Raw genomic sequence first — 21203 nt, forward strand, 5'->3', positions numbered from 1 at the left:
GCGGTCACTGCGGGGCTCCCGGGAAGCCGCCCTGGCCGCCACCGGGGAAGCCGCCGCCGTCCTGCATCCGCTCCTGCATCTGGCGCTGGAACTCCTGCATCTGCTCGTCGCCGCCCGAGCCGCCGGGACCCGCGAAGCCGGGCACCTGGACGACATCGCCCTCGGCCAGGCCGGAGGTGACCTCGGTGACCAGGCCGGAGGTCTCACCGGTCTCGACGGTGACCCGCTCGGTGGCGCCCGTGGTGCTGTCGGTGACCTTCTCGACGTACGTCGTGTCGCCGTCGGTCCGGAGCGCCCGGCTGTCGACGGTGAGGACGTCGGCGCGCTGGCTGACGACGACGGCGACGTCGGCGGAGGTGCCGGCGTAGAGGTCGTCGCGCTCGCCCGTCACCTCGATCGTCACGGGGAAGGCCGCGGCTCCGGAGGAGTCGGTCTCGGCGACGAGGCCGACCTCGGCGACCGTGCCGTAGACCGTCTCGTCGATCCCGCTCACCGTGACCTCGGCCTGCATGCCCTTCTCGACCTTCTCCACGTCGCTGCTGGAGACGGTGGCGTCGACGACGAAGTGCCCGGTCGAGACGACGGTGATCGTGCCGCTGGAGGTGTCGCTGCCCGTCGAGGTGGACGTCGTGCCGGTGCTGGGCTGGCCCGACCCGCTCGAGCCGGCGCTGTCGCCGACCTCGATGCCGACATCGGTCACCGTGCCGGCGATGGTCGAGCGGAGGACCGCGTCGTCGACGGCGTCCTGCGCCTCGGCGAGGCTCGACTCCGCGGCGAGGACCGCCGCCTCGTCGGCCGCCAACTGCACGTCGGAGGCACCGTCGGAGACGTGCTCGGACCGGGCGGACTCGGCAGCGTCCAGCGAGCTCTGCGCGGCCTCCAGCTCCGCCTGGAGCACGTCGTCGTCCACCCGCGCCAGCCGCTGGCCCTTCTTCACGGTGTCGCCGGGCTCGACGAGCACCCTGGTGACGGTGCCGCTGACGTCGAAGGAGAGGTCGGCGGTCGTCGCGGCCGCCACCGTGCCGCTGGCCGTCACGGTCTGCTTCAGCGTCTGCGTCGACACCGTCGCCGTCGTCGTGGACGCCGCGGCCGGCTCGTCGCCGCGCAGCAGCAGCCAGGCCCCGGCGAGGCCGGCGACGACCACCAGCGCGGAGAGGACCAGGACCAGTCGCCGGGGCCGGCGCCACGGCGGACGCACCCGGTGCAGCAGCTTTCTCATCACGGCCCCGACCCTGTCGGCCGCGACTGTGCCGTCCGTCTGGTCGACCTATGAGGACGCTGTGAGCCGCACCCGTACGACGGTGTCGCCCGGCACGCTGGCCAGCGTCACGTGGCCGCCGTGCGCCGCCACGATGGCCTGCACCAGCGCCAGGCCGAGGCCGACGCCGTCCGACCGGTGCCGGGATGCGTCGCCGCGGGTGAACCGCTCGAACGCCGTACCGACGAGGTCGGCGGGGAAGCCGGGGCCGTCGTCGTGGACGTCGAAGCCGTCGGGCCGTGCGGTCACCGTGACCACGGTGCCGGCCGGGGTGTACTTGCGGGCGTTGCCCAGCAGGTTGGTGACCACCTGGTGCAGGCGGTGCCGGTCACCGGTCACCTCGATCGGCTCGCCGTCGTCGGGCAGCACGATCTGCCACCGGTGGTCCGGCGCGACGACGCGGGCGTCGTCGACCGCCTCGAGCAGCAGCCGGGTCAGGTCGACGGGCTCGGCCTCGAGCGGCCGGCCGGCGTCGAGGCGCGCCAGCAGCAGCAGGTCCTCGACGAGCGCGGTCATCCGGCCCGCCTCCTCCTGCACCTTGGCCAGCGCGACCGCCGCCGTGTCCGCGTCGCCCTGCCTGCGCGCGAGCTCGGTGTAGCCGGCGATGGTGGTCAGCGGGGTGCGCAGCTCGTGCGAGGCGTCGGCGACGAACTGCCGCACCTGCTGCTCGCTGCGGTGCCGGGCCGACAGCGACGACTCGACGTGCGCGAGCAGCTGGTTGAGCGCGAGGCCGACCTGGCCTGCCTCGGTGCGTGGGTCGGTCAGGTGGGCCGGCACCCGTTCGGTGACGCCGATCTCGCCCTCGTCGAGAGGCAGCTCGGCCACGGCGTGGGCGGTGGCGGCGACCTCGGTCAGCGGCCGCAGCTGGCGTCGTACGACGGCCGTGCCGGCCAGCGCCGCGGCGAGGATCCCGAGCAGGGCGAGCGCGACCTCCCACCGGACCAGGGAGAGGGTGGCCTCGTCGACGTCGTCGGTCGGGAGGCCGCTGACAACCGTCTCCCCGGAGCCCTGCACCCGCGCGACCACGCGATAGCTGCCCAGTCCCGGCAGGTCGAGCGTCCGCGCGTCACGCGACGTGCTGTCCCTCAGCACGTCCATGGCCGAGCTGGACAGCGCGACGGGCTCGTAGCCGTCAGTGGTGTCTGCGAGCACGAAGCCGCGCTCGCCCGCGTCCGAGAAGACCGCGGTGATCGAATGCGGCTCCCCGAAGAAGCTCGGCCCGTTGCGGTCGGGCATGTCGTCGGGCAGGAACCGCGGGAGCGCGCCCCTGCCGGGCACACGGTCTACTGCCGCACGGACGTCGTTGTCGAGCCGGTCCATCAACCAGGCCCGCATCCCGAGGGTGGTGACCGCACCGATGAGCAGCGAGACCACCGCGACCAGCGCGACGGCGGTCACGACCAGCCGCGAGGTGAGCGAGCGCGGGAGGAGGCGCGGCATCAGCCCGCCGGCTTCAGCACGTAGCCCGCGCCCCGCATGGTGTGGATCATCGGCTCGCGACCGGCGTCGATCTTCTTGCGCAGGTAGGAGATGTAGAGCTCGACGACATTGGCCTGGCCGCCGAAGTCGTAGTTCCACACCCGGTCGAGGATCTGCGCCTTGCTCAGCACGCGGCGCGGGTTGCGCATCAGGTAGCGCAGCAGCTCGAACTCGGTGTGGGTGAGGCTGACCTGGTCGCCGCCACGGGTCACCTCGTGGCTGTCCTCGTCGAGGACGAGGTCGCCGACGACGAGCGTCGAGCGGCTCTGCTCGACGGCCGAGCCGGCACGCCGGACCAGGGCCCGCAGCCGGGCCACGAGCTCCTCCAGCGAGAACGGCTTGGTCACGTAGTCGTCGCCACCGGCGGTCAGGCCGGCGACCCGGTCCTCCACGGCGTCGCGGGCGGTGAGGAAGAGGACCGGGACCGACGGGTCGTCGGCACGGATCCGACGCAGGACCTCCATGCCGTCGTAGTCGGGCAGCATCATGTCGAGGACCACGACGTCAGGGCCCTGCCCGCGCACCGCCGCGACCGCCTCGCCGCCGGTGTGGGCGGTCTCCACCGCCCAGCCCTCGTAGCGCAGCGCCATCGCGACGAGCTCGGCGATGTTGACCTCGTCGTCGACGACGAGGGCGCGCAGCGGGGTTCCGTCCGGGCGGGTGGCGGTCTCGGTCATGGTCACAGACTGTGCCACCAACCTGTGCCGTTGCTGTGAGTCGCTTGTGCGGGAGGAAAGGACTTCCATCGCTGGGCCACAGGTTCGCCACAGGAGTCGCGCGCATGCTGCTGGCATGAGCGACGACGAGAAGCCCGCGCCCCAGGGCGCTCCCGAGCAGGCCGCCCCGCCGGTCCCGGCTGCCGAGCCGGTCGCGGCCGCCGAGCCGGTGCCGGCGGCCGGCCCCGTCCCGACGAAGGTCCGGTGGCGCGAGCGCGCCTTCACGCTCCGCTCGCTCGTGGCCGTCGCCCTCGCCGGGGTGGTCATCGGCGCCGGCGCAGGGGTCGCGACGACGCTGCTGGTCGACGACGACCACGGCGACGGACCGGGCCGGCACTGGATGGACGGTCCCGGCCGGGGCGGCTTCCCCGGGCCGGGTGGCCCCGGCCGGGGCGACCGGCCGGACTTCGTGCCCCCGGGCCAGCAGCAGGACCAGCCGCAGGACCAGCAACAGGACGACCAGAGTCCGAGCACCAGCTGACGCCTACCAGCCGTACGCCGCCCGGATGGCCTTCCAGTACGCGCTGGTCGTGCGCCGGTTGGTGCCGGCGTCCGCGGCGAGGCCGTCGGGCAACGGCGTGCGGCACGACGCGCCGCTGCAGTCCTTGAGCTGCGTCCACAGCCCGTCCATCGTCGCGCGGACGGCGGCGTACGCCGGGTCGGCGTAGACGTTGCGGTCCTGGCGGGGGTCGAGGAGGAGGTCGTACAGCTCGCCCCCGTCGCGGTAGCGGGTGAAGCTGTAGCGCGAGGTGCGGATGCCGATGCTGGAGCGGCGGTCGGTGAAGTCGGGGTTGCGCCCCCGGGCGGTGTTGATCGCCTCGGTCACGATCGGGGTCGACCAGCCCCGGTCGCCGTACAGCATCGAGCGCCAGCGGCTGACGCCGTCGGCCGTGCGGGGCGCGCTGGCGTCGGCCGCGTCGAGCAGGGTCGCGGTCAGGTCGACGGTGGAGACCGGGTCGTAGCGCCGCTCCCCCGTCCGCATGCCCGGGCCGGTCACCAGCAGCGGCACCCGCAGCGACGGCTCGTGGGCGAAGACCTTGCGCATCGCCATGTCGTGCTCGCCGAGGATCAGGCCGTTGTCGGAGGTGAACACGAAGACCGTGTCGGCCCACTCCCCCGACCGCTTCAGCTCCCGGACGAGCCGGCCGATGTTGCGGTCCATCACGTAGACCGCCTCGGCCCGCTGCCGGGTCGCCCGCAGGATCGCTCGCCGCGCCCGTGGCCCGAGGTGGTCGGAGCGGGCCAGGATCGAGGGCGGCTTGTCGCTGAGGTCGCGCTCGATCGGCTCACCGGTGCGGGCGACGCCGGAGGCGCGCCGGACCAGGTCGTCGAAGCGGCCCTTGACCCAGTTCGGGCGGGCCGGGGTGACCACCTCGATGAGGTTGTCCTCCGTCCCCCGCACGTCGCGCGGGTCGTCGGACTCGAAGGGCGCGCCGTGGTGGGGCGCGACGTAGTTGACGTACATGAGGAACGGCGCGCGCCGGGCGGAGAAGCGCCGCGCCATCCCGACCGACAGGTCGCCCACGACATCGGACTGGTAGCGCCCGCGGTAGTCGGTGACGACCCGGCCGTTCACGTTGAACGGGGTGTTGAAGTAGTTGTAGGTGCCGCCGCCGTACTCGCCGCGGCCGTTGTTCTCGATCGCCGCGCGCCAGTCCGTCCAGCCGTTCGGGACGTAGCGGGTGGACAGCTCGCCGCTCACCCGGGAGCGGTCGCCGCCGTAGCCGTTGAGGTACTTGCCGATGAAGCCCGTGCGGTAGCCCTCCGCCCGCATCGAGGTGGCCAGGGTGCGCGAGTCGTCGAACGAGCCGTAGCCGTAGGGCGCGTCGTGCCAGTAGACCTCGTGGTTGTGGGCGTAGCGCCCGGTCAGGAAGGACGCGCGCGCCGGGCAGCACAGCGGGTACGGCGAGAAGGCGTTCTCGTAGGTCAGTCCCTGTCGCGCCACGAGCCGCCGGAGGTTCGGGGCGAAGGTCAGGTCGTCGACGCGCATGTCGTCGGCCATGACGACCACGACATTGGGCCGTCGAGGGGGCGGGACCTCGCGGGGCGCCGGGTCGGGGACGCCCACCCGCGCCCTCGCGGGGGCGCCGGCCTCCGGCGCGCTGCCCGGCATCGTTGCTGCGGTCGATGCCGCCACCAGCGCGACCAGGAGCACGACGGCGACGAGGACCGGGCGGAGCCGGTTCGCCGGCACGGTCAGTCCTCCCAGCCGTAGGCGGCGTCGATCGCGGCCCAGTAGGCGTCGGTGTCGATGCGGTCCTGCTTCGGACCGGCCGCGAGCACCTTCGGCAGGCGGGGCGCGCACGCCCGCCCGGCACAGTCCTTGATCGTGGGCCACAGCCGGTCGAGCGCGCGTCGTACGGCGGCGTACGACGGGTCGTCGGCGACGTTGGTGTCCTCGCGCGGGTCCTCGACGAGGTCGTAGAGCTCGGCGTCACCGCCGCGGTAGCGGGTGTAGGAGTAGCGGCTCACCCGGATCCCGATCGTGCTGCGCAGGTCGGTGAAGAGCGGGTCGCGCCCGCGGGCCGTGAAGACCGCCTCGGTCACGACGGGCGTCGACCAGCCCTGGTCGCCGCGCACCAGGGTCGGGACGCGGCTGGTCCCGTCCGCGAGGTGCGGGGCCTTCGCGTCCGCGAGGTCGAGGATGGTCGCGGTGAGGTCGACGGTCGTGATCGGGTCGTACCTCTTCTGGGCCGTCCGCAGTCCGGGTCCCGTCACGAGCATGGGCACCCGCAGGGACGGCTCGTGCGCACGGACCTTGGTCATGCCCAGGCCGTGCTCGCCGATGATCATGCCGTTGTCGGAGGTGAACGCGAAGACGGTCCGGTCCCAGGCGCCCGAGCGCTGCAGCTCACCGACGAGACGGGCGATGTTGCGGTCCATCACGTAGACGGCCTCGGCCCGGCGCCGGGTGGCGTACAGCAGGGCCGCCTTCGCCTCGTCGCCCTCGGGCTGGAAGCGCTGCTGCAGCGCCTTCGGCTTGTCGCTGACGTCGGTCTCGATCGGCTCGCCGGTCCTCGCGACGCCCGACGCCCGGTCGATCCGGTCGTCGAACTTGCCGCGCACCCAGTCCGGCACCGCCGGCGTCACGACGCTGAGCTCGTGGCCGTTCTCGTCGTGGACGACATCGGGCTCGTCCTCGGCGTTCGGGATGCCGTGGTGGGGCGCGACGTAGTTGACGAACATGAAGAACGGCGAGCGCCGCTTGGCGAACCTGCGGGCCATGTCGACGGAGAAGTCGCCGATCACGTCGCTCTGGTAGATGCCGCGGTAGCCGTTGTCGATCCGGCCGTTCACGTTGAACGGGGTGTCCATGTAGTCGTAGGTGTTGCCGTGGATGTCGGAGTCGCCCGGTGGCTCCACGGCGGCGCGCCAGTCGTCCCAGCCCTCCGGCACGTACGTCGCCGACGGCTCGTCGGTCACCTTGGAGCGGGCCAGGCCGTAGCGGTTGAGGTACTTGCCGATGAAGCCGGTGCGGTAGCCGGCCTCGCTGAGCGAGGTCGCGATCGTGCGGGAGTCGTCGAAGGCGCCGTACCCGTAGGGCGGGTCGTGCCACCACACCTTGTGGTTGTGGGCGTACTGACCGGTGAGGAAGGAGGCCCGCGCCGGGCAGCACAGCGGGAACGGCGAGAAGGAGTTCTCGAAGCTGACGCCGTGCTCCGCGATCAGCTTGCGCAGGTTGGGGGCGAAGGCGAGGTCGTCGACCCGCATGTCGTCGGCCATCACCAGGACGACATTGGGGCGCTCGGGCAGCGTCGCCGGCCCCGCGTCCGCCCCGGAGGCGTCAACGGTGGGCTTCGGGCCGGAGAACTCCGGCTCCGGAGGACGCGGGCGGGCCGTGCTGCCGCCCGAGTGGGCGAGCAGCGTCATGAGCAGGGTGACCACGACGCCGACCCCCACGGCGACGCCCCACACCCGGACGACCGACACCCGCATTGTTCTCTTGTCCCTCCGACTGAACCGAGTCGCCACCCTACGGTGGGGAAGACGCTCCGGAGGGCGTTTCGGTTGCGTTCCGATCGGAGTGGGAGGGAAATCCTCCCGGCACCGCGACGGCGTCAGTCCCAGTGCCAGCGGATGCCGAGCGTGCCCGGCCCGAAGCCCGTGACCGTGCGGCTGACGCTGGCGCCGAAGGTCTCGAGCTCGGTGACCTGCTCCTCGCCGTCGATGACCGTGTAGTACTCGCAGCGGGCCGGGACCAGGTCGGGGTGGAAGCGGATCCACAGGCTGACCGAGGTCATCTTCCGCACGGCCCAGTAGAAGTAGCAGTTGTCGTCGGGATCGGGGGTCCGGTACGCGACCTCCTGCTCCAGCAGCGCGGTCTCCCCGGCCACCAGCGGCCGGTCCAGGATCATCTCCCCCACGACGATGCCGCGCTCGCGGTCGTGGTGGAGCTGGCCGAGGCGGTAGCCCCCGAGGGGCGTGATCTGCGGGGTCTCCGCGCCCGGCCGCACCGTCAGCACGCTCGCCCGCCGGTCGGCGTGGGCATGGATCGACTCGACCACGACGACGTACGTCGACCGGATCGGTGCGCCGTCGGGCCCGAGCTCGTACTTGAGGGTGACCTCGCGGTCGATCAGGCGGTCCGAAGGCGAGCGGAAGCCGAGCTCGCCGAGCAGGTCGCGGATCCGCTCGTGGTCCTCGCTGAGGTCGGCCAGCAGGTTGGGCGCGACCCGGTGCCGGCGGCGCTCGAGCAGGCTCTCCAGCTCACCGGGGTCCAGCTGCAGGATCTGCTCGATCTCGGCGAGCGCGCGCAGCGAGCCCTCCTGCTCCGGCTCGCGCTGGCCCGAGCGCCAGTAGCTCAGCGTGGCGAGGCTGACCCGGGTGCCGCGCGCCTCGAGCGAGCGCTGCAGCGCCCCCAGGCTCATCCCCCGGTCGTCGAGGGCATCGCGGAACGCCGCTCCGAACACACCGTCCGCCATGGCCCCGGACTCTAGCCCGGACGCTGATTGCTGGTGAGCCATCACCGGAATGCGAGAGCCCCGCCGGTCTGACGTGCAGTCCGTGCGGGGCTCGTGGTGGTGCTGGCTCCCCCGATTGGACTCGAACCAATAACCCTGCGATTAACAGTCGCATGCTCTGCCAGTTGAGCTACGGGGGAATGCTGGGCGCGGCCCGGGGGCCGTGCAGCGGGGAAACACTAGCAAGGCCCGGCCGACCGGCCGAAATCGAGGGCCGGTTCAGGCCGGATCCGGGCTCAGGCGCCGAGGTCGGCGCGGGCCGCCGCCAGCGCCGCCTGGACGACCTCGTCGACGGCGGGGTCCTCCGGGTCCAGCCCGGCGTCGTACTCGACGAACCAGGCCAGCTCGCCGCGGCGTCCCGGCGCCTGCCGGGCGAGGACGCGCACGGACCTGCGGTCCGCGACCGGGACGTGGCGCTGGAGCGCGATGCTCGCCGTCACCCGCTCCCTGACGAGCTGCAGCAGCCGCCCCGCCTCCTCCAGCCGTACGACGTGCACGGGCTGCGCCTCGCCGAAGCGGCCGACCTCGGTGACGGTCAGCGTCCGCGCCTCCTGGTCCCAGTCGGCGCTCGCGACCTGCTCCCACGGCAGCCGCTGCGGCAGGTAGAGCGCGTCGCGGGTGCCGCCCACCTCGCCGGAGGAGGCGAGCAGCCGCTCCCCCGGGCCGACGTCGATCGGCGAGCGCCGCGCGAACAGCCTCACTCGGCCGAGCCCACGATCTTCTCCCGCAGCGTGCGGCGGGCCTGCTCGAGGGCGGCCAGCTCGCCGAACATGCGGTTGAACTCGGTCTCGTTCTCGACCGGGTTGGTGCGCTGCAGGCGCGACTTGACCTCGTCGATGCGGCGCAGCGCGGTCAGCTCCTGGAGCCGGAAGAGGTGGGTCGCGACATAGCCGGCGTCGATGTCCTTGTTGACCGGGATCGGCTCGACCGCGAGCGCGCTCACGAGCGAGGACACCGCCGGGTCGGAGGCCCCTTCGCGGACCTTCGACACCCAGCCGGGGTCGTTCTGGCCGGCCACGGCGCCGCCCGCCGCCGCGACGAGCTCCCAGACCGCGCGGTAGGTCGGGTGGGTGAAGTCGTTGGCGCCGATGTCGGCGCTGGTGCGGCCGATCGCGACCGGGTGCTGGAGCACGAGCTTGAGGGTCTCGCGCTCGATGCCGAACCGGGGGTCGCGCAGGTCGGGGAGGTTGCTGCGGGGCGCGGGCGCCTGGGGAGCGCCCGCCTGGACGCGGTCACGGTCGCGGTCGCGCGGGGCGTTGCGGTCGGGCGCGTTGCCCCGGGCGGCGGCGCGGCGTACCTCGGCACGGGCCTGCTCGATGTCGACGCCGACCATGCCGGCGAGCTCGCGGGCGAAGGCGTCGACCTTCGACCTGTCGCGCACGCTCGCCACCAGCCGGGCACCGGCGCGCAGCGCGTCGACCCGACTGTCGGCGCGGTCGAGGTCGTAGCGGCCGACGACGTTGTCGAGCACGAAGCGGTAGAGCGGGCGGCGGGTGGCGACCAGCTCGCGGACCGCGGCGTCGCCCTCCTTGATCCGCAGCTCGCAGGGGTCCATGCCCTCGGGCGCGACCGCGACATAGGTCTGCGCCACGAAGCGCTGGTCGCCCTCGAACGTGCGCAGCGCGGCCTTCTGGCCCGCCTCGTCGCCGTCGAAGGTGAACACGACCTCGCTGCGCAGCTCGGCGTGGTCGTCGAGGAAGCGGCGCAGCACCCGGGCGTGGTCGTCGCCGAAGGCGGTGCCACAGGTGGCGACGGCCGTCGTGACCCCGGCGAGGTGGCAGGCCATCACGTCGGTGTAGCCCTCGACGATGACGGCCTGGGAGCTCAGCGCGATCGGCTTGCGGGCCAGGTCGATGCCGTAGAGGACGTGGCTCTTCTTGTAGATCGCCGTCTCGCCGGTGTTGAGGTACTTCGCCTCGATCCGGTCGTCGTCGAAGATCCGGCGCGCGCCGAAGCCGATCGTGTCGCCGTTGGTCTCGCGGATCGGCCACAGCAGCCGGCCGCGGAACTTGTCGTACATCGAGCGGCCCATCGCGACCAGGCCGGCCGCGATCGCCTCCTCGGAGGTGAACTTGCGGCCGCTGAGGTGGCGCCACAGCGCCTCCCCGTCCCGGGGCGCGAACCCCACGCCGAAGTGCAGCGCGGCGTTCTGGTCGAAGCCCCGCTCGGCGAGGAACTGCCGCGCCTGGAGCGCGTCCGGCGTCCCCAGCTGCTCGGCGTAGAACTCCTGCGCCACCGCATGGGCCTCGACCAGGCGACGGCGCTGGGGACCCTTCGGGCGGTCGTCGTACCCGCTCTCGTCGCGGCGCAGCTGGACGCCGTACTTGTCGGCCATCCGCTCGACCGCCTCGCCGAAGCTCAGCCCGTCGATCTTCATCAGGAAGGTGAAGACGTCGCCGCCCTCCTGGCAGCCGAAGCAGTGGAAGAACCCACGACTCGGCGTCACGTGGAAGGAGGGCGACTTCTCGTCGTGGAAGGGGCACAGGCCCTTCATCGAGCCGCCGCCGGCGTTGCGGAGCGTGACGTAGCCGGACACGACCTCGTCGATCCGCACGCGTTCCCGGACCGCGGCGATGTCCTCGTCACGGATCCGTCCCACCATGCGGGGAATCCTACTGACGGGCCCTCGCGGGCCACCGATCCGTCTCCGGGTCGGTGCCACGGCGTCCATCTCCGGAGACGGTCCACCAAATACAGCGGACCGATCGTTATTCTCGGCGTGACCTACGTCCCAGTGGTTCGTTTCCCAGACGGGAGCGGTGTGGGAACCGGGACAGTGGGAGCCAGGAATGGGCATGCGGGGAGGGACCGAGCATGGAGCAGTCGTCTGCGCGCGCACGCGCGACGTCGGCCCTGCCCGTCGTCATCGCGCTCCTCGTGATCGCCGTCCTGTTCGTGGTCTTCCGGGACACCGACGACAAGGACCCCTCGCCGGCGGCTCCGCCCACGACGGCCTCCGAGAAGGTCGACCTCAGCAAGCTGCGCGCCAGCTCCACGAAGACGACGATCAAGGCCGCGCCGAAGGACCCGCGACCCACGAAGGTGCCGAAGGGCACCGTGGTCCATCCGAAGCGGATGCTCCCGCTGTACGACGAGCCGGACGGGACCGCCTTCGCGAAGATCGCGCCGAAGCAGTTCGGCGACACGTGGCTGCCGGTCATCACCCGCAACCGCGACTGGGTGCAGGTCCTGCTGCCGTCGAAGCCGAACGGCTCGACCGGCTGGCTGCGCTCGGGCGACGTGCAGGAGGCGCACAGCCGCTTCCGGGTCGAGGTGCACCTCGGCTCGCACGAGCTGCAGCTGATCGAGGACGGCCGTCTGATCGGGACCTGGTCGGTGGCCATCGGCGCGCCGGGCACGCCGACGCCGACCGGACGCACCTTCGTGCTCGGCCAGATCACCGACGAGAAGCAGCCCTTCTCCCCCGTGATCCTGCCGCTCGGCAGCCACAGCGACACCCTCGACTCGTACGGCGGCGGCCCCGGGACCGTCGCCCTGCACGGCTGGACGGACCCCTCGGTCTTCGGCCAGTCGGTCAGCCACGGATGCGTGCGGGTGCCCGATGACGCCCTCGCCCTCCTGCGCACCGTCCCGACCGGAACGCCCGTGATGGTCGACAAGGCCTGACCGGAACCCCCAGACTCGCTCTGCCGACAAGATGAAGATGAAGGGAAACCCATGAAGAAGACAAGGACCCTGGCCTCGGCCGCCGGCGCGGTCGTGCTGGTGACGGGGGCCGCGTCGTTCGCCGTGCTCGGTGGCGGTACCGCCACCGCCGCGGGTGAGCCGTCGTCCGCCTACGGCATCGCGCTGAGCATCGCGGACAACGCGGTCATCGGCGAGGACACGATCGCGGTCGAGTCCACCGACGGCACGCTGGTCAAGGACTCGCTCATCGGCCTGCCGGACAACCCGGTCGCGAGCGGTGGCGTCATCAACGTCAGCGCCGAGAACGGCAAGGCGAGCTCGAGCGTCACCGACCTCGGCGTCGGCGACGGCCTCCTGGCCCAGCTCCCCGCGGAGCTCACCGGCCCGCTGGGCGACGCCTGCGACCAGATCGCCGGCGCGCTCGACCCGGTCACCGGCCAGATCAACGACGCCCTGCTCGGCACCCTGCTGCCGCAGATCGGCGACCTGCTCGACGACATCAGCGACGCCACCGACGGCACCCCGCTCGACCTGAGCCTGCTGGGCGCGCTCGACCTGTCCGAGCTCACCGACCTCCAGCTCGGCGGCCTCTGCGACGTGCTCGCCGGTGACGACCAGCTGGTCGGCGCCGACGCCGTGATCGCCGAGTGCACCGGTGACACCGGCACCACCACGATCACCGACCTCAGCGCCCTCGGCCTGCCCGTCGACATCGACGTGGACGAGCCCAACGCCAAGGTCGAGATCCCGGGCCTGCTCACCATCACCGCCAACGAGCAGATCTCCAACGCCGACGGCACCTTCACCGTCAACGCGCTGCACGTCAACCTGCTGGGCCAAGTCGACCTGGTCGTCGCCTCCGCCACCTGTGGCGAGGTCACCAGCGACGAGGAGACCGACCCGTCCGACGCGCCGACCCCGACCCCGGTCGAGTCGCACGTCCCGGTCACCGGCTGACCCTCTCCCGACTCCAGCTTGTCGGTCACTGACCGGCCACGACCTCCCGGTCGTGGCCGGTCGGTCGTTTTTCACGGCCCCGCTGCGAGATGAGGCAGCAGCGTCGTGGCTGTCGACTCACCGGGTCTCGTGACGGTCGCTGCGCGACCTCCTCGACCACCGGCGGGGGTGCTGCGCGGCCTCCTCGACCACCTCTCAGGTCAGGCGCTGGTGCCAGGCGACGGCGCTGGCGTCGGTGAGCGAGGCGACCTGGTCGATGACCACCCGGGTCCGGGCGAGGTCGTCGGGCGCGTCGGCCCAGTCGGCGGCGAAGGTCGCGTCGAGACCCGCGCCCTCGTCGCGGAGGAGCACCTCGACCAGCTCGGCGAGCAGCTCGCGCTGGCGCTCCTGCAGCGCGACCCGGCCGGCGTCCTGCATGACGTAGTGCGCGGCGATCCCCTTGAGCACGGTGATCTCGGCCCAGGTCTCCTCCGGGACGACGAGGCCGGCCGCGTAGCGCGCGAACGGTCCGTCGGCCGCCGCGAAGGTCGCCTCCTGCACCGCGCCGCAGAAGCGCCCGATCAGGTCGCTCGTCAGGTTCTTCAGCGCGGCGAGCGAGGCCCGCCTCCCGTCGTACGACGCCCCGGGCCAGCTGCCCACGGCCCGCAGCCGGGCGAGGACCTCGTCGAGCGCGGCGTCGGTCGCGTCGGGGAGGTACCACGCGCGCACGGTCTCCCACACGGCCGCCGTGTCGAGGCGGGTCAGGTCGACCTTGCCGGCGACGACGCCGTCCTCCACGTCGTGGACCGAGTAGGCCACGTCGTCGGCGAGGTCCATCACCTGCGCCTCGACGCACTTGCGGCGGGCGGGCGCGCCCCGGCGCAGCCAGTCGAAGGCGGCGCGGTCGGCGTCGTACACGCCGAACTTGCCGTCGGCACCGGCCTCGTCGACCCCCCAGGGGTACTTCGTGCAGGCGTCGAGGGTCGCGCGGGTGAGGTTGAGGCCGACGGACTCCCCCGCCGCGTCGGCGGTCTTCGCCTCCAGCCGGGTCAGCAGGCGCAGGGTCTGGGCGTTGCCCTCGAAGCCACCGCAGTCGGCCGCCAGCACGGCGAGCGCCCGCTCCCCGTTGTGGCCGAAGGGCGGGTGTCCGAGGTCGTGCGCCAGTGCGGCGGTCTCGGTGATGTCCGGGTGCGTGCCGAGGGCGCGGGAGAGGTCGCGGGCGATCTGGGCGACCTCGAGGCTGTGCGTCAGCCGGTTGCGGACGAAGTCGTCGCTCTGCGGGCCGACCACCTGGGTCTTCGCGGCGAGGCGGCGCGACGACGCGGCGTGGACGACCCGGGCGCGGTCGCGCTCGAACGGCAACCGCTCCGGCGCCTCGACCCGCTTGGGCGGCTCGGGGACGATCCGCTCGCGCGCCGCGGCGTCGTACAGCCGCTCGACCTGGTCCACGCCCGCGACCCTATCGACAGGACAACCGGACGGTGCGGTGGTGCGTCGCACCGGCATGCCCCGGTTCGTCGCCGCCGCCGTGTGCGGCCTCTCCCTGCTCTCCGCGTGCGCACCCGCGGCCCTGCCCACCGCCGTGCCGGGTGCGCCGGACGGCCCGTCCCCCACCGCGGCCGCCCCACCGCTCCCGGTGGGTGCGCCGCCGCGGGTCCCGTACGTCGCCGGTCGGTGGTACGTCGCCCCCGACCGCCGGTTGCGCCTCCCGGGCGGGCGCCGCGGCGTCACCGGCGCCGTCGTGTACGACGACGGCCTGCTCGTCGCCGACGCGAGGATCTTCGAGGGCACGGTCGGCCTGGCCCGGGTCCGCAACGGGCGGTGGGTGGCGTCGCTCGGCTGCTCGAGCGGGGTACCGGCGACGTCGGCCGACCGCCGCTACGTCGCGTGGGCCACCACGCTGTGCCTGGAGTCGGGCGACACGACGGCCGGTGCGATCCACCGCTCCCGGGCCTCGGGCGGCGGCGAGGTCGTGGTGCCGGTGGCCGCGGGGCTGGTGAGCGTCGTCGGCTTCCTGGGCCACGACGTGGTCTACCAGCTCGGCTTCGCCGGCGGCGTGTGGGTCAGCGACCTCGCCGGCACGCCCCGGCGCATCCCGGGGATCGACCACGCCCGCGACACCAGCACCCGCCGTTCGCTGGTGCTCGGCGGTCGCGGCGACCGGACCGACCGCGTGCTGCGGCCCGACGGCACGCCCCTGTGGCGCGTCGCGGAGGGCGACCTGATCGGCTTCAGCCCCGCCGGGGGCCGGGTGGTGGCGTTCCGCGACGACCGGCTGGTCGTGCTGCGCAGCCGCGACGGGTCGACGGCCGTCACCATCGACCTTGCTGCGGAGGTCGAGGCGTGGTCGGTCACCTGGGAGAGCGAGCGCACCCTCCTCGCCCTCGAGTACGACGCCGGCCGGGTCGCCGTCGTCCGGCTCCACCTCGACGGCCGGGCCGAGCGGGCGACCGCGTGGCGTGCGGTCGACGCGTCCGGTGGGCCCTACGTGCTGCTGCCGTAGATCCGCCCGTCGCCCCGGGGCGGCCCGCTCGTTGATCCCGCAAGCAACCGTCGTGACGAGTGGAGGCAGCCGTGCACGTGATCGAGCTCGGACAGGCCGCGGCCGTCTTCGCGATCGCCGTCGGACTCAGCGCGTGGCGCGTCGTGGTCGCGCCCGGACCGCCCATCAAGGCGGTCGACCGGCTCCTGGGCCTGTGCACCGCGATCTCCGCCTGCTGGGTGCTGGCCGCCTGCGTGGCGCTCGAGACCTCGGCGTTCTACCTCTAGGCGGCCGGCTCGGACCGGCGCCGACGTAGGATCGAGGCAGGTCGACGCCACGCTGCAGCCGCATCGTGTCCGCGGCCGCGACGAAAGAAGGCGCCACCATGGCTGCCCGCGAATCCATCTACCCCCATCGCTACGCCGCGCCGCTCGGAACCCTGCGCCTGCAGCTGTCGCCCCACTTCGACGAGGGCCGCCTCGGCGGGTGGTGGGCGCCGTACAGCCACAACCTCACCCGCGAGGCGGCGCACCTGGTCGACGGCTTCCCCACCGACCGCGGCCGCATCGACCGGCTGGTCTACGCACCACCGGACTGGGACGACGTGCTCGTGACAGAGGTCTTCACCCGCCACGGGCGGATCAAGGTGGGCTACATGGGGGCCAGCCGCGGCACCGGTCTCGTGCTGGTGCGGGTCACCGGAGGTGGCATCGTGGCGCTCGGGATCAGCTGGCGGGGCGAGCAGTCGCTTGGTGGCAGCGTAGGCTGAGGGTGAATGGCCGGCACCGTGCGTCCGTCGGACGCCAGAACCGGTCGAGAGGCGGACGTCATGACGACGTCGAACATCCCTGCCCAGCCCGCCACCGACGCGAGGGTCCCGCTCCGGGTCCGTCTCGCCGAGCCCGATCCGCGCAATGTGCTCGACGGGGCGTGGTGGCCGCAGAGCCGCGACCTCGCCGTCGAGCTCGCGGACCTGGTCGACCACTTCCCGGGCGACCGCGCTCCCGTGGCACGCGCCCTGTTCTCGCCACCCGACTGGGATCCGGCCCCGCGCCGGGTGCCCGTCGCGCGGGGCTACGTGAAGGTCGGTTCGTTCCCGGGCGACGACACCCACCTGATGACGGTCGCCCTCACGGACCGCAGCCGGCTCCGGATCCTGGTCGTCCCGCCCGGCTTCACCAGCCAGCAGGGCGAGGAGGCCCTGCTCGCGGCATCCACCCGCAGGAACGCCCACGCCGCGGGCGAGCTGCTCGCCGAGGTGCGCGACCAGCCGGCGCAGGACCCGACCGACCACTGGGACGACGACGGCGGACACGCCTGATCCGACCGTGGCGACCCGTGGCCGGCCCACGGGTCGGCCGACGGGTCAGTACGTCGTGACGTGCACGTGGTCGTAGTGGTTGGCGGTCGTCGAACCACGGTCCGGCATGCCCCGCCAGCCCTCGCCGGAACGCTCGACCGACCAGATCTTCTGCGAGTAGATGACGTAGCTGACGCCCAGCGCGGCGTAGTTGGCGCGGACGAACTCGGCGATCTCCCAGCCTCGGGCGCCGGACGTCATGATGTCGACCGCGATGCCCTGGGCGTGCTCGCCGTCGCCGCGGAAGGTGCCGTAGGTCGACACCTCGGGGAAGTTGGCGCAGACGGCCTGGTGGACCTTCTTGATGTTGGGGCTGACCCCGGCCGGCACGCTCGTGCCGTTGGTGCAGGACGCCGCGATGCTCAGCGGCTTCTCGTCGGAGAGGTGGCCAGCCGTCACCCAGCGGGACGTGCCCTCGAGGACGATCTCGACCCGCTCGCCGTACTTGCGGCCGGTGACGAGGACCTTCTCGCCCTCGTCGACCTCGCCGACCTTCTTGCCGGCCTTGTCGGGGCGCGTCCAGAGGTTGAGGGCGTCGGTGGTCCACCGCTTGGTGTCGGCGGCGGCGACGGCCTTGGCGGTCGCGGTCGTGGACAGGAGTCGGTCGAGCTTGCTGCCGATCGCGTCGGCGGAGCGGTCGCTGCTGCGCGAGAGGACCGGCAGGTCGCGCGAGGCGTCCCGCACCGATCCCGCGACGGGCGCGCTGCTGTCGATCGCGATCAGGTCGTTGTCGGGGGCCGGGGAGCTCATCACTCCGGCGGACACGGCCGCACCGGTCGCCAGGACGGCCAGCGAGCCGGCCAGGAAGGCGGCTCGCGGTGTACGTCGCGCGGTTTCCCGCTTGTGGCTGGTGGCCACGCGCTGATTCCTTTGCTGTCGCTTACAGATGCATCCCGAGGACCCTAGCCGGGACCAGGGCATCGTGTGAGTGAAGCACACCGGTCAAGTGTTCAATCAATTGGAGAAGGGTCGTCCGGGCGTGAGGCCGGTCACCCGCCGGTGGTCTCGCTGACGTCCTCGAGCAGCCCGCAGCCGTCCTCTCCCAGGCCGTCGGTGTCGTCGAGCCAGCCCTCCGGGAGGACCACCTTGTGGCGCGGCGCGCCCTGCCGCCCGCGCGGCGCGCCCAGCTCGGAGGCGGGGAACGGCTCGTCCGGGTCGAGGACGGCGAGCAGGTCGTCGAGCGCCGCCAGCGAGTCGACGAGGCCGAGCGAGCGGCGCAGCTCGCCGCCCGCGCGGAAGCCCTTGAGGTACCAGGTGACGTGCTTGCGGAACTCCTTGCAGCCGCGCTCCTCCCCCATGTGCTCGCAGAGCAGCTCGGCGTGGCGGCGCATCATCGCGCGCACCTCGCCGAGGTTGGGCAGGGTGGTCTCGCCGGGGCCGCCGTCCGCGAACGCCGCGGCGAGGTCGCGGAACAGCCAGGGTCGGCCGAGGCAGCCGCGGCCGACGACGACGCCGGCGGCACCGGTCTGCTCGACCATCCGGACGGCGTCGGCGGCCTCCCAGATGTCGCCGTTGCCGAGGACGGGGATGTCGACGTGGGCGACGAGCTCGGCGATGGCGTCCCAGTCGGCCTGGCCGGAGTAGGCCTGCGCGACCGTGCGCCCGTGCAGCGCGATCGCGGCCACGCCGCTCTCCTGCGCGATCCGACCCGCGTCGAGGTAGGTCAGGTGGTCGTCGTCGAGGCCCTTGCGGGTCTTCATGGTGACCGGGACGTCGTACGGCGCGGCTGCGGCGACGGCCTCCTCGAGGATCCGGCCGAGCAGGTTGCGCTTCCACGGGAGCGCACCGCCGCCGCCCTTGCGGGTGACCTTGGGGACGGGGCAGCCGAAGTTGAGGTCGACGTGGGCGACGCCGTACTCCTCGCAGAGGATCTTGGTGGCCTGGCCGACGTAGGTCGGGTCGGTGCCGTAGAGCTGGACGGAGCGGACCGTCTCGAGCTCGTCGAAGACCAGCATCCGCTTGGTGGTCTCGTCGCCCTCGACCAATCCGCGGCTGGTGATCATCTCGCAGACGTAGAGGCCGGCGCCGTGCTCGGCGCACAGCCGCCGGTAGGCGGCGTTGGTGATGCCCGCCATCGGCGCCAGCACGACGGGCGTGGGCACCTCGAGGGTGCCCAGGCGCAGGCCGGTCACGACGCGGACGGCGAGCCGGTCGCCGACGACGAGGGGGTGGCGCTGCCGGACGGGCTGGCGCTGCCGGACGGGGTGGCGCTGCCGGACGGCTTCGCCCCGCCCTTCTTGCCACCCTTGCCACCCTTGCCGGGCTTGGCGGGCTTGGTCACCTTGCTGATCGGACCGCTCCACGTGACCGCGTCCAGGCCGCCGTAGGGCGGGAAGGACACGCTCTCGAAGGAGTGGGCCGGGGCGATGAAGTAGACCTGGCACAGCTCGGCGGTGGCGGCGGTCGCGAAGGGCGTGGGCAGCGCCGCACCGTCGCACGCCGGCAGCTGCGCGGCGGTGTAGTAGTTCGGCGCCTCGAGGTTGTTGCCGTCGTCGGCCCACAGCACGTTGTCGAGCCGCAGGCCGCCCAGGTCGGTGTCACCGGCGTTGGTGACCTTCAGCCGCACGAAGTACGGCGTGCGGGCGGCGGTCGTGTCGTCGACGTTCCACCCCGGGAAGGACTCCTGGAAGGACGTCCGCTCGATCCGCTCCACCACGACCGAGAGCACGCCGATCTCGTCCTGGCGCCGCTCGAAGGCGATCACGCCCTCCTCGCCCAGCGCGAGCGCGGTGCCCGGCTCGGTGAGGGTGACCCCCTCCGGCACCGGGAGGTACGACGCCGGGCCAGTGGAGCTCTCCGACGGACTCGGCGAGGCCTTGTCGCCGGCGTCCTTGCCGTCGTCCGAGCCGCACCCGGCCAGCCCGCCGGCCACCACGAGCGCGAGGCCCGCAGCGACGACGGCGCGGGCCGGCCGGGTGCGCCTCAGCATCCGACGAGCCGCTCGGCGAAGTAGGTGGTGAGCTTGTCGAGCGCCACCCGCTCCTGGGACATGGTGTCCCGGTCACGGACCGTGACGGCCTGGTCGTCGAGGGTGTCGAAGTCGACCGTGACGCAGAAGGGCGTGCCGATCTCGTCCTGGCGGCGGTAGCGCTTGCCGATGGCGCCGGAGTCGTCGAACTCGACGTTCCACAGCGCGCGGAGCTCGGTCGCGACGGCCTTCGCCCGCGGGGTGAGGTCCTCGTTGCGGCTCAGCGGCAGCACCGCGACCTTGACCGGCGACAGGCGCGGGTCGAGGCGCAGCACGGTGCGCTTGTCGACGCCGCCCTTCGTGTTGGGCGCCTCGTCCTCGGCGTACGCGTCGACGAGGAAGGTCATCAGGCTGCGCGAGAGACCGGCTGCCGGCTCGATGACGTAGGGCACGTAGCGGGTGTTGTTGGCCTGGTCGAAGTAGGACAGGTCCTTGCCCGAGTGCTCGGCGTGGGTCGACAGGTCGAAGTCGGTGCGGTTGGCGATGCCCTCGAGCTCACCCCACTCGGAGCCGGCGAAGTTGAAGCGGTACTCGATGTCGACGGTGCGCTTCGAGTAGTGCGACAGCTTCTCCTTGGCGTGCTCGTAGTGGCGCAGGTTGTCGGGGTTGATGCCGAGGTCGGTGTACCACTTCGTGCGGGTGTCGATCCAGTACTGGTGCCACTCCTCGTCCTCACCCGGCTTGACGAAGAACTCCATCTCCATCTGCTCGAACTCGCGGGTGCGGAAGATGAAGTTGCCCGGCGTGATCTCGTTGCGGAAGCTCTTGCCGATCTGGGCGATGCCGAACGGGGGCTTCATCCGCTGCGAGGTCACCACGTTGGCGAAGTTGAGGAAGATGCCCTGCGCGGTCTCGGGGCGCAGGTAGTGCAGGCCCGACTCGTCCTCGATGACGCCGAGGTAGGTCTTGAGCAGGCCGGAGAACTGGCGCGGCTCGGTCCAGGCGCCGCGGGTGCCGCAATTGGGGCACGCGATCTCCGACATCGGCACGTCGTCGGGGTCGTCGATCCCCTTCTTCTCCGCGACCGCCTCCTGCAGGTGGTCGGCACGGAAGCGCTTGTGGCACGACTGGCACTCGGTCAGCGGGTCGGTGAAGGTCGCGACGTGGCCGGAGGCCTCCCAGGTCTGACGCGGGAGGATCACGCTGGAGTCGAGGCCGACGACGTCGTCGCGGCTCTGCACCATCGAGCGCCACCACTGGCGCTTGATGTTCTCCTTGAGCTCCACGCCGAGCGGGCCGTAGTCCCAGGCCGAGCGGGTGCCGCCGTAGATCTCTCCACAGGGGTAGACGAAGCCTCGGCGCTTCGCGAGGGAGACGACGTGGTCGACGGTGGACGGGGGCGGCTTGGCCACTGGGAATCCTTTATGGGACGAGCCCGGCTGGCTGTCGGGCGTG

The 21203-nt window shown here is 72.5% G+C and carries 20 protein-coding genes and 1 tRNA gene; 7 read left to right on the forward strand and 14 right to left on the reverse strand.

Annotation, left to right across the window (positions count from 1 at the left end; genetic code table 11):
* Nucleotides 1–4 precede the first annotated feature (4 nt).
* From BJ993_RS01270 to BJ993_RS01280, 3 genes are read right to left on the reverse strand one after another with little or no spacing between them, the layout of a single operon-like run.
* Nucleotides 5–1219 (reverse strand): efflux RND transporter periplasmic adaptor subunit, encoded by a 1215-nt coding sequence (locus tag BJ993_RS01270; RefSeq protein WP_257027003.1) that lies wholly within the window; start codon nucleotides 1217–1219, stop codon nucleotides 5–7.
* A gap of 48 nt (nucleotides 1220–1267) precedes the next feature.
* On the reverse strand, nucleotides 1268–2698 hold the full coding sequence (locus BJ993_RS01275) for a sensor histidine kinase (RefSeq protein WP_179647452.1): 1431 nt from the start codon (nucleotides 2696–2698) through the stop codon (nucleotides 1268–1270).
* Nucleotides 2698–3414 carry a response regulator transcription factor gene (locus BJ993_RS01280; protein WP_036546396.1) on the reverse strand — a complete coding sequence of 239 codons (717 nt, stop codon included), beginning with the start codon at nucleotides 3412–3414 and terminating at the stop codon, nucleotides 2698–2700. Before BJ993_RS01280 ends, BJ993_RS01275 begins: the two co-directional genes overlap by 1 nt.
* Before the next feature lie 115 nt (nucleotides 3415–3529).
* Here BJ993_RS01280 and BJ993_RS01285 point away from each other — a divergent pair, with 115 nt between their 5' ends.
* Entirely contained in the window at nucleotides 3530–3934 is a 405-nt protein-coding gene (locus tag BJ993_RS01285; RefSeq protein ID WP_179647453.1) for a hypothetical protein, read from the forward strand.
* 3 nt (nucleotides 3935–3937) lie between these two features.
* On the opposite strand, the gene BJ993_RS01290 is transcribed toward BJ993_RS01285, so the two are convergent.
* The 6 genes from BJ993_RS01290 to dnaG form a co-directional block, all read right to left on the reverse strand.
* Nucleotides 3938–5647, reverse strand: coding sequence for a sulfatase-like hydrolase/transferase (locus tag BJ993_RS01290; protein WP_179647454.1), 1710 nt, complete (start codon nucleotides 5645–5647; stop codon nucleotides 3938–3940).
* A 2-nt stretch (nucleotides 5648–5649) separates the two neighbouring features.
* Nucleotides 5650–7383 carry a sulfatase-like hydrolase/transferase gene (locus BJ993_RS01295; protein ID WP_179647455.1) on the reverse strand — a complete coding sequence of 578 codons (1734 nt, stop codon included), beginning with the start codon at nucleotides 7381–7383 and terminating at the stop codon, nucleotides 5650–5652.
* Between the two features lie 128 nt (nucleotides 7384–7511).
* Entirely contained in the window at nucleotides 7512–8375 is an 864-nt protein-coding gene (locus BJ993_RS01300) for a helix-turn-helix domain-containing protein (protein WP_036546400.1), read from the reverse strand.
* Nucleotides 8376–8478: 103 nt separating this feature from the next.
* Nucleotides 8479–8554 (reverse strand) — tRNA-Asn (locus BJ993_RS01305).
* A gap of 96 nt (nucleotides 8555–8650) precedes the next feature.
* Nucleotides 8651–9115: a hypothetical protein gene (locus BJ993_RS01310; protein WP_051932325.1), complete on the reverse strand. Its 465-nt coding sequence runs from the start codon at nucleotides 9113–9115 to the stop codon at nucleotides 8651–8653.
* Entirely contained in the window at nucleotides 9112–11016 is a 1905-nt protein-coding gene (dnaG, locus tag BJ993_RS01315) for a DNA primase (protein WP_179647456.1), read from the reverse strand. The genes BJ993_RS01310 and dnaG overlap by 4 nt, the downstream gene beginning before the upstream one ends.
* A gap of 212 nt (nucleotides 11017–11228) precedes the next feature.
* Between dnaG and ldt-CoaP the strand changes: the two genes are divergently transcribed.
* Complete coding sequence (ldt-CoaP, locus tag BJ993_RS01320) at nucleotides 11229–12041, forward strand: L,D-transpeptidase (protein WP_036546404.1); 813 nt, start codon at nucleotides 11229–11231, stop codon at nucleotides 12039–12041.
* Between the two features lie 51 nt (nucleotides 12042–12092).
* Nucleotides 12093–13019 (forward strand): choice-of-anchor P family protein, encoded by a 927-nt coding sequence (locus tag BJ993_RS01325; RefSeq protein ID WP_036546407.1) that lies wholly within the window; start codon nucleotides 12093–12095, stop codon nucleotides 13017–13019.
* 195 nt (nucleotides 13020–13214) lie between these two features.
* Here BJ993_RS01325 and BJ993_RS01330 read toward each other — a convergent pair whose 3' ends face one another.
* The gene (locus BJ993_RS01330; protein ID WP_308645440.1) at nucleotides 13215–14447 is read right to left on the reverse strand and encodes a deoxyguanosinetriphosphate triphosphohydrolase; all 1233 of its coding nucleotides are present in this window, start codon (nucleotides 14445–14447) and stop codon (nucleotides 13215–13217) included.
* A 40-nt stretch (nucleotides 14448–14487) separates the two neighbouring features.
* On the opposite strand from BJ993_RS01330, the gene BJ993_RS01335 reads away from it, so the two are divergent.
* From BJ993_RS01335 to BJ993_RS01350, 4 genes are all read left to right on the forward strand, one after another.
* Entirely contained in the window at nucleotides 14488–15501 is a 1014-nt protein-coding gene (locus BJ993_RS01335; RefSeq protein ID WP_179647458.1) for a hypothetical protein, read from the forward strand.
* Between the two features lie 71 nt (nucleotides 15502–15572).
* A complete protein-coding gene (locus tag BJ993_RS01340) occupies nucleotides 15573–15767 on the forward strand; it encodes a hypothetical protein (protein WP_036546414.1) in 195 nt (64 codons plus the stop codon).
* Between the two features lie 98 nt (nucleotides 15768–15865).
* Nucleotides 15866–16249 (forward strand): DUF5994 family protein, encoded by a 384-nt coding sequence (locus BJ993_RS01345; protein WP_179647459.1) that lies wholly within the window; start codon nucleotides 15866–15868, stop codon nucleotides 16247–16249.
* Between the two features lie 60 nt (nucleotides 16250–16309).
* Entirely contained in the window at nucleotides 16310–16801 is a 492-nt protein-coding gene (locus BJ993_RS01350; protein ID WP_179647460.1) for a DUF5994 family protein, read from the forward strand.
* Between the two features lie 45 nt (nucleotides 16802–16846).
* On the opposite strand, the gene BJ993_RS01355 is transcribed toward BJ993_RS01350, so the two are convergent.
* The 4 genes from BJ993_RS01355 to BJ993_RS01370 form a co-directional block, all read right to left on the reverse strand.
* Entirely contained in the window at nucleotides 16847–17698 is an 852-nt protein-coding gene (locus BJ993_RS01355; RefSeq protein ID WP_179647461.1) for a VldE C-terminal domain-containing protein, read from the reverse strand.
* Between the two features lie 131 nt (nucleotides 17699–17829).
* Nucleotides 17830–18972, reverse strand: coding sequence for a tRNA dihydrouridine synthase DusB (gene dusB / locus BJ993_RS01360; protein WP_179647462.1), 1143 nt, complete (start codon nucleotides 18970–18972; stop codon nucleotides 17830–17832).
* The gene (locus BJ993_RS01365) at nucleotides 18969–19769 is read right to left on the reverse strand and encodes a hypothetical protein (RefSeq protein ID WP_179647463.1); all 801 of its coding nucleotides are present in this window, start codon (nucleotides 19767–19769) and stop codon (nucleotides 18969–18971) included. Before BJ993_RS01365 ends, dusB begins: the two co-directional genes overlap by 4 nt.
* Nucleotides 19763–21160, reverse strand: a complete 1398-nt coding sequence (locus BJ993_RS01370; RefSeq protein WP_036546424.1) for a glycine--tRNA ligase — start codon at nucleotides 21158–21160, stop codon at nucleotides 19763–19765. Before BJ993_RS01370 ends, BJ993_RS01365 begins: the two co-directional genes overlap by 7 nt.
* Nucleotides 21161–21203 lie beyond the last annotated feature (43 nt).

Source organism: Nocardioides aromaticivorans (assembly GCF_013408525.1).
GTDB classification, from domain to species: Bacteria; Actinomycetota; Actinomycetes; order Propionibacteriales; family Nocardioidaceae; genus Nocardioides; species Nocardioides aromaticivorans.